At 72.7% G+C, this 12,352-nt stretch carries 11 protein-coding genes; 5 read left to right on the top strand and 6 right to left on the bottom strand.

Features of this window, described 5'->3' with window-relative positions; translation table 11 throughout:
• Nucleotides 1-5: 5 nt before the first annotated feature.
• The 3 genes from ACIRRS_RS00350 to ACIRRS_RS00340 form a co-directional block, all read right to left on the bottom strand.
• Entirely contained in the window at nt 6-458 is a 453-nt protein-coding gene (locus ACIRRS_RS00350; RefSeq protein WP_402962570.1) for a hypothetical protein, read from the bottom strand.
• A gap of 302 nt (nt 459-760) precedes the next feature.
• Nucleotides 761-2,089, bottom strand: coding sequence for a hypothetical protein (locus ACIRRS_RS00345; protein ID WP_402962568.1), 1,329 nt, complete (start codon nt 2,087-2,089; stop codon nt 761-763).
• A gap of 149 nt (nt 2,090-2,238) precedes the next feature.
• The gene (locus ACIRRS_RS00340) at nt 2,239-3,138 is read right to left on the bottom strand and encodes an LLM class flavin-dependent oxidoreductase (RefSeq protein WP_402962565.1); all 900 of its coding nucleotides are present in this window, start codon (nt 3,136-3,138) and stop codon (nt 2,239-2,241) included.
• Nucleotides 3,139-3,450: 312 nt separating this feature from the next.
• Between ACIRRS_RS00340 and ACIRRS_RS00335 the strand changes: the two genes are divergently transcribed.
• Genes ACIRRS_RS00335 through ACIRRS_RS00320 form a run of 4 tightly spaced genes read left to right on the top strand, consistent with a single transcriptional unit; the run spans nt 3,451 to nt 8,208 of the window.
• Nucleotides 3,451-4,911 (top strand): NAD(P)/FAD-dependent oxidoreductase, encoded by a 1,461-nt coding sequence (locus ACIRRS_RS00335; protein ID WP_402962562.1) that lies wholly within the window; start codon nt 3,451-3,453, stop codon nt 4,909-4,911.
• A complete protein-coding gene (locus ACIRRS_RS00330; protein ID WP_402962560.1) occupies nt 4,908-6,326 on the top strand; it encodes an aspartate aminotransferase family protein in 1,419 nt (472 codons plus the stop codon). Before ACIRRS_RS00335 ends, ACIRRS_RS00330 begins: the two co-directional genes overlap by 4 nt.
• Nucleotides 6,323-6,724, top strand: a complete 402-nt coding sequence (locus ACIRRS_RS00325; RefSeq protein WP_402962557.1) for a hypothetical protein — start codon at nt 6,323-6,325, stop codon at nt 6,722-6,724. The genes ACIRRS_RS00330 and ACIRRS_RS00325 overlap by 4 nt, the downstream gene beginning before the upstream one ends.
• A complete protein-coding gene (locus ACIRRS_RS00320) occupies nt 6,721-8,208 on the top strand; it encodes a GMC family oxidoreductase N-terminal domain-containing protein (RefSeq protein WP_402962554.1) in 1,488 nt (495 codons plus the stop codon). Before ACIRRS_RS00325 ends, ACIRRS_RS00320 begins: the two co-directional genes overlap by 4 nt.
• Here ACIRRS_RS00320 and ACIRRS_RS00315 read toward each other — a convergent pair.
• The 3 genes from ACIRRS_RS00315 to ACIRRS_RS00305 all read right to left on the bottom strand — a co-directional run bounded on the left by ACIRRS_RS00315 (nt 8,177) and on the right by ACIRRS_RS00305 (nt 11,400).
• Nucleotides 8,177-8,686, bottom strand: coding sequence for a hypothetical protein (locus tag ACIRRS_RS00315; protein WP_402962552.1), 510 nt, complete (start codon nt 8,684-8,686; stop codon nt 8,177-8,179). The two genes, ACIRRS_RS00320 and ACIRRS_RS00315, sit on opposite strands and share 32 nt — an antisense overlap.
• Before the next feature lie 342 nt (nt 8,687-9,028).
• On the bottom strand, nt 9,029-10,666 hold the full coding sequence (locus ACIRRS_RS00310; protein ID WP_402962549.1) for an alkaline phosphatase family protein: 1,638 nt from the start codon (nt 10,664-10,666) through the stop codon (nt 9,029-9,031).
• 500 nt (nt 10,667-11,166) lie between these two features.
• Nucleotides 11,167-11,400, bottom strand: a complete 234-nt coding sequence (locus ACIRRS_RS00305) for a hypothetical protein (RefSeq protein ID WP_402962546.1) — start codon at nt 11,398-11,400, stop codon at nt 11,167-11,169.
• Between the two features lie 508 nt (nt 11,401-11,908).
• Here ACIRRS_RS00305 and ACIRRS_RS00300 point away from each other — a divergent pair.
• Nucleotides 11,909-12,112, top strand: coding sequence for a cold-shock protein (locus tag ACIRRS_RS00300; protein WP_030918248.1), 204 nt, complete (start codon nt 11,909-11,911; stop codon nt 12,110-12,112).
• The last annotated feature ends 240 nt before the right edge of the window (nt 12,113-12,352 follow it).

The following is a 12,352-nucleotide window of genomic DNA, read 5'->3' as shown; positions in this document are numbered from 1 at the left end:
GAGCGTCAGCAGGTAACCGGAACGTCCAGCACGGGCCGGACGCCCCACGGGCCGCTGCCCTGCACCGTGAAGGTCGCGCGCACCGTCGAACCGCAGGGGGCCGTGGCGGTGAAGCCCTCCACCCGTACGGTGGTGGAGTGGAACAGGGTGCGCCCGTTCACGGAGCCCAGCGAGCTGCCGCCGACGACCTCGGCCGACAGGTTGGTGTACAGGGTCTGCCACGACACCGGCCCGTCGGGCGGGCCGGCCAGGCCGATGTTGCCGTAGATCACGACGCTGTTGCCGGTGACGTCGGCGCAGGCGGTGGTCGCCAGGCCGGCCTGGAGGCCGGTCTTGCAGGTCGTGACCGTAGCGGTGGTGGTGTCGGCGCCGGCCGTGGCGGCGAAGGCCGGCGCGGGCGCCGTGAGCAGGGTGGCGGCGCCGGCGGCGCCCACCGCGATGCGGGTGATGCGGTTCATGGTCTTCTCCTACGGGCAAGGTGGGAAAACGTTCGGAAGGAGGCTCTATCGGCCATGTGACATTTCACATGTGCCATGACCCAAACTTTGCCATGCGATTCCAAGGCTCCAGCTCACTTTTGCCTTCGAAGTGCCAACCCGTCCGAAACCGCATCCTCGGTGACGTAAACCCGCCGGGCCGGGCCAATGCGGCGACCACCTCGGGCGAACCCGTGCCGAACGCCGGGTGAACCGCCTCCCCGCCTCCCTGCCGCCCGGCTCGCGGCCTCCGCCGACGGCCTTTCGGAGACCGGCCGAGGCACTCAGAGCACGAAGGCGCCGAGGGTGGCCGCGAACAGCAGGACGGTGACGATCGGCCAGTACATCAGCCTGGCCGCCATGTTGCCGTTCCACTCCAGGAGCCGGAGGCGGCGGGTCGAGGTGTACTCGACGACGTTGAAGGCGACCAGGGCGATCACCAGGTAGAGGATGAAGTAGAAGTACTCGGCGTAGACGATGCCGGTGGCCCCGGTCGCGCTGCGCAGTGAGCTGTGCTGGACGGCGATGACGAGCATCATGGCGCCGCAGAAGCCGATCACCGTCCAGGTGGAGAAGCCGGCCAGGGAACGCCGGTCGGAGTCCTTGGTGACGACGAACAGCGAGGCGAAGACCAGCATGGCGATGACCATCAGCGGGACGAGCCGGTCGAGCAGGGGGCTGAGGAAGCGGCGGGTGATGCCGGTGGAGAAGTGCAGTTCGGGGACGGTGGAGTCGAGGGAGGCACCCGCGGCGCCGTGGGTGGTGCGGTTCTGGACGTCACCGAGCGAGAAGGCGCTGAAGTGGGTGCGCCAGTCGCCGGTGACCATGTCCGCGTACAGGCCGTAGTTCTGCTCGGCCTCCCACGGCGGGTAGGCGGCGAAGTCGGGGACCAGGACGGTGTTGGCCGTCCGGGGCCACATGGTCATCCAGACGTTCTGCCGGTCGAGCGGGTAGTGCTGGTAGTCGAACTGCTCGCGCAGGGTCGCGCGCAGCTTCCACCCGACGGTCTTGGTGCTGTCGCCGTTGTCGAGGAGGTAGACCTGGTCGCCGATGCCGCCGTCGACGGCGTCGGGGAGGTCGACGGCCGGGATCTTGGTGTCGGCGGAGGCGGGCAGGCGCTGCCAGAGCAGGCCGGTGAGGCGGACGTTGTTGGCGTCGGTGAACTGGGCGGTCTGGATCATCAGGCCGGTGGGGATCTGCTGCATCCCGTCGCGCTGTTCGGCGCGCAGGTAGTCGGCCGTCGCGGCGGGGGTGGTGACCACGGTGCCGGGGGTGCCGATGACGGTGTCGTCGGCGGCGACCGAGACCCAGACGAACACCGTCGCCAGCAGGCACAGCGCGCTGACCGTCGCGCTGAACCAGCCGAGCGAGGACGGCTTCGAGGGCCGGGGCCGCAGCAGCACCCAGGCCGCCAGCAGGAGCCCGAGCACCGAGCAGACCAGCACGACCGTCAGCCGCCCGCCCTGCCGCATCACCTCGTGCGCCGGCTTCTCGATCCCGGCCGCCGCCACCCCGGCGAGGGCGAACAGCAGCACGGCGACGACCGCGAGGGCGACGCGCGGCGCCGTCCACCGGGCGGGAGCCGGTGACCGGCGGGCGGGGGACGGGGACACGGGCGCCTCCGGGCACGGGGAGAGGGATCTGCCCGGAGATCGTGGACGACGCCCGCGCGCGGGCCGCTCCGCGAATCGCCGGTTCGACGACGATCGACCGGAAGTTCCGCCGAACGGCCGTCCGCGTGCGGGCTACGGCGGGCCGGGGATCACCGCGGTCGGCCGTGGGGGAGGGACGGCTCCCGGGGCGGTCCGGCCGCGATCCGGGCGCGGACGAGGTCGACCGGGCCCCGGAACCAGCCGAGCTTCTCGACCCACCAGGTGAGGCCGGCCGCCCGGTACGGGGCGACGACCGCCGCGTCGGCCTCCGGCCGGAGCCCCGAGGTCCGGCCCTCCATGACGACGTCGAACGGCCGCCCGGGGGAGGGCCGTTGGTCGCGGACGTAGGAGACCACGGCCTCCAGGTCGGCGGGCGGCATCATCTCGGTGTGCCCCACCCCCGCCCGGGTGGGGAACACGCCGTCCCAGTGCGCGGCCCGCCGCATGGGGCGTCGCGCGGGCCACGTGCCGGCGATCCACACCGGGATGCGGGGGCGTTGCGGGCTCACCGGCTGGAAGGCAAGGCTCTCGACGGTGAACCAGCGTCCGTGGAAGGAGAATTGGCGGCCCGTCCACAGCCCGTCGAGGACCTGGAGGGCCTCGTCCAGCTTCTCCGCCCGCACCCGCGGGTCCGGGTCGTGGCCCAGCGCCCGGAACTCGTCGGGGGAGGAGCCGAGGCCGGCACCGAAGACCAGCCGTCCGCCGCTGAGGAGGTCCAGCGCGACGGTCGCGCGGGCGACTTCGGCCGGGTGCTTGAGCGCGAGCACGTTCACCATGACGCCGAGCCGCAGCCGCTCCGTGTCGGCGGCGACCGCGGCCAGGGTGGTCCAGGAGTCGGTGACGTGCTCGTCCGGGTGCTCCCCGACCTGGCCGTCCCAGAGGAAGAAGCCGTCCCAGCCGGACCGCTCCGCCAGCGCTCCCAGCTCGCGGAGCAGGCGGGGGTCGGCGTACTCGCGCCTGTTGGGCAGCCCAACGGCGTAGCGCAGCGGCTGCTGCGGCGTGGCGTCCATCGGTCGTCGCCTCCCTGGTCGCCGTTCCAGCCTCGATGATGTGGGCCGCGCGGGGATCGCGGCAACCGGAGCGACAGCTTCGCGGACGAACCTCCGCAGGACGCGGGCCGGGCCCGGTGCTACGGTCCTTGGGGAGCGTGGGTCGCCTGTGGCGGTTCCGATGCGCTCCCCGCGCGGCGGTGTCCCCTCAGGCGGGACGGCACGCCACCCTCCCCTCGCAGCTGTGGCAGGCCCGCGCGCCCTGACCCTCCCCACCTCCCAGAGCCATCGCCTCCGGACGGAAGAGCGCCGGAGGCCTCGAAGGGAGCAGCGATGACCGAGAACAGCGCGGCCCCGCCGTCCGGCGACGAGGTCCTGGTGATCGGCGGCGGGTTCACCGGCCTGGCCGCCGCCCACGAGCTCGCCCTGGCCGGGGTGCCCTGCCGGGTGCTGGAGCGCGATCCGTACGTCGGCGGCCTGGCCGGGTCCTTCGAGGTCGGGGGAGCCCGGCTCGAACGCTTCTACCATCACTGGTTCTCCTCCGACCTGGAGGTCCGGGGCCTGTGCGAGGAACTCGGCTGCGGCCACCTGCTCCAGCCGCACCGCACCCGGACCGGCGTCTACTACGCGAACTCGGTGTACCGGCTGTCGAGCCCGTGGGACGTCCTGCGCTTCGCGCCCCTCCCGCTGCCCGACCGCGTCCGGCTGGGCTGGTCCGCGGTGCGCGCCCACCACGTCAAGCACTGGCGGGACCTGGAGGACCTCACGGCCCGGGAGTGGCTGCTGGAACTGAGCGGGCCGCAGGTCTACGAGACGGTCTGGCGCCCGCTGCTGGAGGGCAAGTTCGGCGAGTACGCGACCGAGGTCGGTGCCACCTGGATGTGGACCAAGCTCCACCTGCGCGGCGGCAGCCGGTCCCACAGCGGCCGCGAGGTCCTCTACTACCTGCGCGGTGGCTGCGCCGCCCTCCTGGACGCGTGGGTCGCGCGCCTCACCGAACTGGGCGTGCGGATCTGCACGGGCACCCCGGTGCGGGAGGTGCTGACCGACGCCCAGGGGGTGCGCGGGGTCCGTACGGACGGCGGCGTGCTGCCCGCACGGCGGGTGCTGGCCACCACGGCGCCGGACCTGCTCGCCGGCTTCCTCTCCGAAGCCGAAGCCCGAGCCGAGGCCCGAGCCGAAGCCCGAGCCGAAACCCGAGCCCCCGCCGGACCGTCGCCCCACCCGGACGTGCCCGCCGTGCGCCGGCGGCTGTCCGACATCCCCTACCTCGCCAACCTGTGCCTGGTGCTGCAGACCGACCGCTCCCTGTCGGACACCTACTGGCTCAACGTCACCGACCCGTCGTTCCCCTACGTCGGCGTCATCGAGCACACCAACCTGGAGGACGCCGACGCCTACGCCGGGCGCCACCTGGTCTACCTGTCCGCCTACCTCCCGACCAGCGCCGAGCTGTACCGGATGGACGACGACGCGGTGTTCGAGGCGAGCCTCCCGCACCTGCGCCGGATGTTCCCGCAGTTCCGGCGCGACTGGGTCCGCGACCACCACGTCTGGCGGGCCGACCACGCCCAGCCCGTCATCACTCCGCACTACACCGAGCGCATCCCGGCGACGGAGACCGACGTGCCGGGGCTCTACCTGGCCAGCATGGCCCAGGTCTACCCCCAGGACCGGGGCACCAACTACGCCGTACGGCAGGGGCGCAACGCCGGCCGCCTGATCGCCGACCGGATCCGCACCGCCGGCCGCACCGGCCGCACCGGTCGGGAGGAACGGAAGGGGACGCCATGAACTCCCTGATCAGCACCGAGGACTGCGAGCGGATGCCCGTCGAGCAGGTGCACGAGCTCTACCGCCGCCATGTCAGCAGGGGCCAGGTGACGCTGCTCTCCGCCTTCGGATTCGGCCACGACGCCGTGGACAGCGCCTCGGGCTGCTGGATCACCCTGCGCGACGGGCGGCGGGTCCTGGACTTCACCGGCGGCATCGGCGTCCTGAACCACGGCCACAACCACCCCCGCATCCTGGCCGCCCGCCGGCGCTTCCAGGAACTGCGGCGCATGGAGGTGCACAAGAACTACCTCTCGCCGTACGTCGCCGCGCTCGGACACAACCTGGCCCAGCTGCTCCCGGGGGACCTCGACGTCAGCTACTTCCCCAACTCCGGCGCGGAGGCCGTCGAGGGCGCCCTCAAGATGGCCTACAAGTACCACCGAGGCCACCGCGGCACCGTCCTGCACTCCGACATCGCCTTCCACGGCAAGCTGCTCGGCGCCGGAAGCCTCACCGCCTCGCCGGAGGTGCACTTCACCTTCCCGAGGATCCCCGGCACGGACGGCTTCGCCTTCGACGACCTGCGCTCCCTCGAACTGGCCCTGGAGCGGCACACCACGCCCGAGGGCGGGAGCGACGTCTACGCGCTGGTCCTGGAACCCTTCAGCGCCTCCAGCCTGCGCGAGTGCTCGGAGGAGTTCCTGCGCGAGGCGCGCCGGCTGTGCACCCTGCACGACATCGTCCTGATCTTCGACGAGGTCTACACCTCCTGGGGCAGGACCGGTTCGCTCTTCCACTTCATGCGCCACCCCGGCCTCCTCCCGGACGTGGTGACCACCTCCAAGTCCTTCGGCGGCGGCAAGGCCTCCATCTCCGGGTACGTGGCCCGGGAGCCCGTCTTCCGCCGGGCCTACGACTCGCTCCCCGACGCGACCCTGCACAGCACCACCTACTACGGCTTCGGGGAGGAGACCGCCACCGCGCTGGAGGCCGTGGCGATCGCGGTCGAGGACGACTACCCCGCCAGGGCCCGCCGCCTCGGCGAGCGGCTGCGCACCGGCCTCACCGCCCTCGCCGCCCGCCACCCGCGCACGGTCGCGGAAGTACGCGGCGCCGGGGCCCTCCAGGGCGTGATCCTGCGTCACGGCCCGGCCGCCCTGGACCACGTGCTGCACCTGCTGCCGTCCTCCTTCGCGCGCGACCCGCAGGCCGGGGCCAAGCTCGCCACCGCCGCCGTGGTCGCCGCCCTCTACCGCGACCACGGCGTGCTCACCTACTACGGCTCCAACCAGGACCTCCCGCTGATCGCCGCGCCGCCCCTGGTGGCGGAGGACTCCGACGTCGACCTCTTCCTGGAGGCCCTGGACGCCGTCCTGGCCAAGGGGATGCCCCGGCTCCTGGCGGGCCTGGTCAGGGAGAAGGTCACCGCATGAGGGCCCGTCGCTCCACCGGGGAGGGGGAGCGCCGTCGGGAGCGGGCCTGGGAGCGGCGCGTACGCTCCGCCGGGCTCCCGCCGCTCTGGGCGGGCCGCTGCGCGGCCCTGTCCGAACCGGCCCGCCAGGCCGCCGCCGTCCGGCACACGGCCGCGACCCTGGCGGCGCTGCCGGGGCCGTACCGGCTGGCGTTCGCCCTGCTCATGCGGGCGCTCCCGGTCGCCGCCTTCCTCACGGACCCGCTCCGGGGGCGTGCGGGCCGGGCCCGTCCGCAACGGGTCGCCGACCGGCTGTCCGCCGTGCCCGGCTTCGCCGAAGTGCTCCGGGTGAGCCTGGCGCTGGCCCTGCACGGCGCGCTGGACGGGCCCTCCACCACGCCGGGCCGGGAGCCCGCATGACCGGCTCCGTGCGGACCGTCCGCTGCGACGCCCTGGTGATCGGCTCGGGGGCCGGAGGCAGCGCCGCCGCCCTGGAACTCGCCGCCGCGGGCCGGGAGGTGCGCGTCCTGGAGGAGGGCCCGCACGTCCCGCAGGAGCGGATCACCGCGGCCGCCCCGGCGGAGAACCTGCGCCGGCTCTACCGCCAGGGCGGCCTGGTGCCCATCCACGGCGCGCCCACCATCCCCTTCGGGGAGGGGCGTTGCGTCGGCGGGACCACCGTGGTCAACGGCGGGCTGTTCTGGCGCCCTCCCGAACTCCTGCTGGAGCACTGGGCGTCGGCGGGGATCGACGGCTTCCGGGCCCACCACCTCGCCCACCACCTGGCGGAGGCCGAGCGGCGCCTCGGCGTCGTCGACCAGCCGCCCGGGCGGGGGAACCGCGACTCCGTGCTGCTCGCCGAGGCGGCGGACCGGCTCGGCTGGCGCTGGGCACCGGCCCGCCGGATCGTCCGAGGCTGCCGGCACGCCAACCGGTGCGTCACCGGCTGCCCCACCGGGGCCAAGCAGAGCATGCTGGTCAGCTACCTGCCCGCCGCCGAACGGCTCGCGGCGGTCGTCGAGCCCGACACCCGGGTCGTCCGGCTCGAACACGACGGCACCCGGGTCACGGCCGTGCACGCCCTGCGCGACGGCCGGCGGCTGCGCTACCTCCCGCAGGCGGTGTTCCTGGCCGCCGGCCCGATCGGCAGCCCGCTGCTGCTGCGCCGCAGCTCCATCGGCGGGCGCGGCCCGGGCCGGGCCATCGCCTTCCACGTCAACTTCCGTACGGTGGCGCGCTTCGACGAGCCCGTCCGCGCCACCGAGGGCACCATCTTCACCGCGCAGCTGCAGGAGTTCGCCGACCGGGGAGTGCGGGTGATGCCCGGGAACCTCACCCCGGGCTCGCTCGCCGCCGCGCTGGCCGCGCACCCCGCCGGGACGGTCGACCGGATGCTCGCCCAACTGGACCGGATCGCGGTCTACACCACCCAGGTCAGCGTCCAGGGCACCGCACGGCTCCTGGCGGTGCCCGGCCTCGGCGCCGTCCTACGGCACCGCCTGACCGAGAGCGACCAGGGCCTCCTGCGCTCCGCCTTCCGGCACACCGCCGAACTCCTGCTGGAGGCCGGAGCCGTGGAACTGCTGCCGCCCGCACCCGCGAGCCTGACCACCGCTGCCCGGGCGGCCGACTTCGCGCGGCACGGACGGCCGGAGACCTGGGACCTGATCTCCGTCCACGCCATGGCCTCCTGCCGCATGGGCCCACCCGCCCTGGGCGGCGTGTGCGACGCCCAGGGCCGCCCGCACGGCTTCACCAACCTGCGCCTGTGCGACGCGAGCGTCCTGCCGGGCGCCACGGGCGTCAGCCCGCAGGAGACCATCATGGGCTTCTCCCACCTGCTGACGGCCCGCTACCTCGACCAGCCCGGTCTCAGGACTGGGCGGGGTCCTGCGGCTCCTTGAACGCGGCGCCGGAGCGGATGTCGTCCAGCGTGCCGCCACCGGCGGTGAAGCCCAGGTAGCCGAGAACGACGCCGCCGAGGCCCAGCAGCAGCCCGAGGTACGTGCCGAAGTCGGCACCGGCGGTGATGAACGAGGCCGCCTCGGCCGGGATCGACGGGTAGGACACCCAGCGGATCACCACGATCACGGTCGCGAGGAGGGAGAGGGCCCCGTACGCGGCCCAGCCGCCGGGGACGGACACGGCGCGTCCGAACACGGGCAGCGCGACGAGCACACCGACCGCCAGGAGCAGCAGCATCGGCAGCCAGCCGCCGATGCCGACGTCCCACGCGTTGCCCGCCGTGGAGTAGCCGTAGGCCACGCCCGGGTAGGGCGTCTTCTGGGAGACCGAGTACCAGGGGAGGAAGGAGTCGACGAGGGCCAGGAGGCCGATGGCCGCCAGCACCTTGGAACGGGTGTCGAGCTTGGTCAGATCCATGTCGTTCTCCGTTGAGCGATGAAGTGTTGTTCAGGCCGGCTTCTCCGGCCGCTCGTGATCCGTTCAGACGGCGGATCACGAGGAGAAGGGACGCGGAACCTCCAGGGGCGGGGCCCGCGGAACCCGGGCCGCCCGAAGTGGTTGACGTGCCAATTCGACCGGCGGGGCCAAGTGTTGGGGGCGCGGACGGACGAGGGCAGTCCCTATGGGTCCATCGATACCAATCCGATACGTGATCGACCGGGTCGGTACCGGACCGTCCGGCTGGGTCGCCCGCGAACGGCCGGGCGGCCGTACGCGCTCGGCGTACGGCCGCCCGGGGTGGACCCGCGCCCGGTCGGATCAGCGGACCGGCAGGACCTTGGTGTGCTCCTCGCGGACGGCATCGAGGTCGTGCGGCTTGAGGCCGAGCAGCTTGAGGATCGTCGGCGCGATCTGCTTGGTCTCGACCGCCTCGTCCTGGCGGACGCCGCCCGGGGTGCCGGCGCCGGAGACGACGAGCGGGACGTTCAGGTCGTCCGGGTGGGCGCCGCCGTGCTCGGCGATCTTGCTGCCGCCCGTGTAGACGACGCCGTACTGCGCGACGCCGAAGACGTCCGGCACCCGCGCGTCGCCCGGGTCGACGCCGAAGTGGTCGGCGGCCTCGTCACCGGCGTAGACCTTCTCGATGCCGCTGTGGGTGAACGGGCGGGGCTTGCCGTTGATGTCGACGCCGTTGCCGTTCTGCGCCAGCAGGTAGGACTTGGCGAACCCGGTGGCCTCCTCGGAGCGGTCGTTCAGCCAGAGCAGCACGCCGTCGTCGTCCACCGCGTGGGCGACGAGGTTGCCGGCGCCCGGGTGGGCGGCCTTCCAGGCGGCGTTGAGACCGTCCAGCAGCGGTCCGTCGTCGATCCGGTTGAGCGCGGCCGGGTCGGTCGGCGACTGGCCGTGCTTCGCGGAGAGGATGACGGTGGTCGAGCCGTCGAGGTGCTGCTTGCGCAACTCGGCGGTCAGCGCGCCGACCTGGCGGTCGACGTACTCCAGGTTCTTCTCCACCAGGGGGCCGGGCACGCCCTTGGCGACGTAGCCGCCCTGCAGGCCGTCCGAGCTGTTGAGCTTCTGCGCGGTGGACACGGACTGGAAGTTGAGGCCGAACACGGCCGGGGTGCCGACCCGCTGCGCGCGGCTGTGGTCGTAGCCGTCGATCTCGTTGAGGACGGCCTGCACCTTGTACGAGTCGTACTGCTCGGTGGCCTGGTTGTCCTTCGTCCAGTCGCCCTTGTAACCGGTGGCGCTGCTGTTGACCTCGGGGGTGAAGAGGTCCTGGATGCCCTCGCCGGAGGGGCCGTTGAGGATGTCGTACGCGGCGTGCTTGTCCGACCAGGCGGTGCGCAGGCCGGCCTGGCGGGCCACCTCGAAGACGGTGTTCACCTGGAGGTAGGAGTGCGGGTAGACCGGCTTGCAGGTCTGCGGGTCGACCGGCAGCTTGGCCGGGTCGATCAGGGTCTGCGGGTTGCCGGTCATCTTCAGGATGGAGCCCGGCAGGCCCGGCAGGCCCTGGCCGGCGTCGATCGAGTCCTTGTTGCGGTCCAGGTCCTCGGTGAGGTCGACCTCGACGCCGGGCTTGGCGTTGCGGCAGTCGGTGGTGCCGGCCGGGAGCAGCTCGGCGTTGTAGGTGTCGTCGTAGTAGACGCCGGTGGTGCCGGGACCGCCGCCGGTCAGCTGCGCGACCATGCCGGGGAACGAGTCCGACGGGTCGGTGGTGCTGGCGTGGGTGTACTCGACACCGCCACGCACCAGCCGGGCCAGCGCCGACTGGGGGTGCGCGGCCACGAACCGGGCGAGGTCCGACTCGTGCAGGCCGTCGACCGACACCAGCAGGACGTGCCTGGCGTGGTTGCCGCGGCCCTCCTCGGCGGCGGCAGCCTGGGCGACGGTGGATCCGGCCAGCACACCCGCGGCGCCCAGGGTGGCGGCCAGGCGGACATAACGACGGGTCACAGAGTTCTCCTGGGGAGAGGGAGGGGGGAGGTGACGGCGGCGGTGCGGCCCCCAGGGTGGGAGTCCCCGGTGTACCGGCGGCAGCCGGGACGTGAACAGCACCGGTCCGCTCCGCCGGCGGCCCCGGATTTTACCTGGCCCCCACCAACTCGTTGCCCTGCCATGGCACTTGGTGAATGCGCACGGTCAGTTCGGGCGGACTGCCGGTCCGCGACCTCCACGATGCGCGCCGCAGTCCCTCCGGTCGAGGCCGCCACGCGGGATGCGATCAGGCGGGAGTCCGGAGCGCCGGCACGCGCCCTCGCGGCTCGACGGGTCGGTCGCCGGGCATGCCCTCCTCCGGCGCCGGTTGTGTGGTGGGGAGTGCCAGAACGGTGCTCGGGCCCGTCGGGGGTCTGCTGGGACCGCACACGCCGGACAATGAGATCGCCGCCCCGGGCAGTGCTGCGCGGGGCGGCGAGGTGGGCGGGACGGCCGGTCGGGACCGGTGGCGCCCGGGGTCAGAGTTTGAACATGGCGGCATAGGGCTGGGTGATGCGTACCTGGTGTGATCCGAAGTCGACGAGCACGGCGATGTCGTTGTCACCTTCGAATTCGACGCCGATGGCCCGGCCGAGGCCGTACGTGTCATGAGTGACCCGGTCACCGACGGCGAAGTGCTTGCGTGGGGCCTCCATGCGGGCCTTGAACGGGCTGGTAGGCAGGTGGCGGGGGACCGCTGCGAATTTTGTCATCAGCTTCAGTATGCGCCGGAAAGCGCGGGACGGGACCTTCCCGGAACCTTCGATTCCCGGGGATCTTGAACGACGCGTGCGCTCGTCCGGCCGGCTCCCCTGCGGCTCGGGTGGGCGTGATCCGTCCACATCCGTCCACGCGGCGGCCGCCACCGTGCGGGCGGACACGCCGCGCCTGCGGTCATCGCACTGTGGGGCGGTCGGCCGACGGGGTGATCCGACCTGCCAACCAGCTTGCCCTCCATGCCTGTTGGCGGCCACCTTCGCTCCGGTCAGGCGGCTCCCGGGACGGGCCCCCGACGATCCGGGGCGGAAATACCCGACGCGGCGGGCCGCCGCCTGTTACTGTGGTTCTCGTTGCAGTAGTGGTTCCCATGAACTTTGTGTGCGCCTGCTGGTGTTTGGCAGGCGCATTTTTGTTTTCCGGTTTTCCGGGTGGGTGCTCATCGCGGCGACTCGGAGCCCGCGCTGTGCGTGCTTCGGACAGCCCCTTGAAGGAGATTTCTTAATGGCTAATGGCACCGTGAAGTGGTTCAACGCGGAAAAGGGCTTCGGCTTCATCGAGCAGGAGGGTGGCGGCCCCGACGTCTTCGCCCACTACTCGAACATCAACGCCAACGGCTTCCGTGAGCTGCTCGAGGGCCAGAAGGTCGAGTTCGACGTCACGCAGGGCCAGAAGGGCCCGCAGGCCGAGAACATTCGCCCGCTGTAGTTCTTCTGCCACGGCACCCGCCCAGCAGCGAGGGGCCCGCACCGCGCACACATGCCTGGTGCGGGCCCCTCGGCATTGCGCCACCGCGCATCCTTCGGCCGTTTCCGGCCCCTGGCTCCGCCACCGGCGGCCATCCCCACGCGAGACGCACAGCGCCGCGTCCGGATCGGCGCCCTGCCGTGCCGTCGCACGGCTTCGAGGTTCCTCGCTCCCGCTCCGCGCGGTGAGCGCCGACCGTAG

It is taken from the genome of Kitasatospora sp. NPDC101183 (assembly GCF_044767945.1).
In the GTDB taxonomy this organism is placed as follows: Bacteria; Actinomycetota; Actinomycetes; order Streptomycetales; family Streptomycetaceae; genus Kitasatospora.
Note: the sequence above shows the minus strand (reverse complement) of the source record. Positions and strands in the feature narration are given on the sequence as shown.

Coding starts and splice junctions, on each gene's coding strand:
- ACIRRS_RS00325 (WP_402962557.1), top strand. CDS start 6,323: ATGAGGGCCCGTCGCTCCACCGGGGAGGGGGAGCGCCGTCGGGAGCGG.
- ACIRRS_RS00330 (WP_402962560.1), top strand. CDS start 4,908: ATGAACTCCCTGATCAGCACCGAGGACTGCGAGCGGATGCCCGTCGAG.
- ACIRRS_RS00335 (WP_402962562.1), top strand. CDS start 3,451: ATGACCGAGAACAGCGCGGCCCCGCCGTCCGGCGACGAGGTCCTGGTG.
- ACIRRS_RS00350 (WP_402962570.1), bottom strand. CDS start 458: ATGAACCGCATCACCCGCATCGCGGTGGGCGCCGCCGGCGCCGCCACC.
- ACIRRS_RS00300 (WP_030918248.1), top strand. CDS start 11,909: ATGGCTAATGGCACCGTGAAGTGGTTCAACGCGGAAAAGGGCTTCGGC.
- ACIRRS_RS00320 (WP_402962554.1), top strand. CDS start 6,721: ATGACCGGCTCCGTGCGGACCGTCCGCTGCGACGCCCTGGTGATCGGC.
- ACIRRS_RS00340 (WP_402962565.1), bottom strand. CDS start 3,138: ATGGACGCCACGCCGCAGCAGCCGCTGCGCTACGCCGTTGGGCTGCCC.
- ACIRRS_RS00305 (WP_402962546.1), bottom strand. CDS start 11,400: ATGACAAAATTCGCAGCGGTCCCCCGCCACCTGCCTACCAGCCCGTTC.
- ACIRRS_RS00315 (WP_402962552.1), bottom strand. CDS start 8,686: ATGGATCTGACCAAGCTCGACACCCGTTCCAAGGTGCTGGCGGCCATC.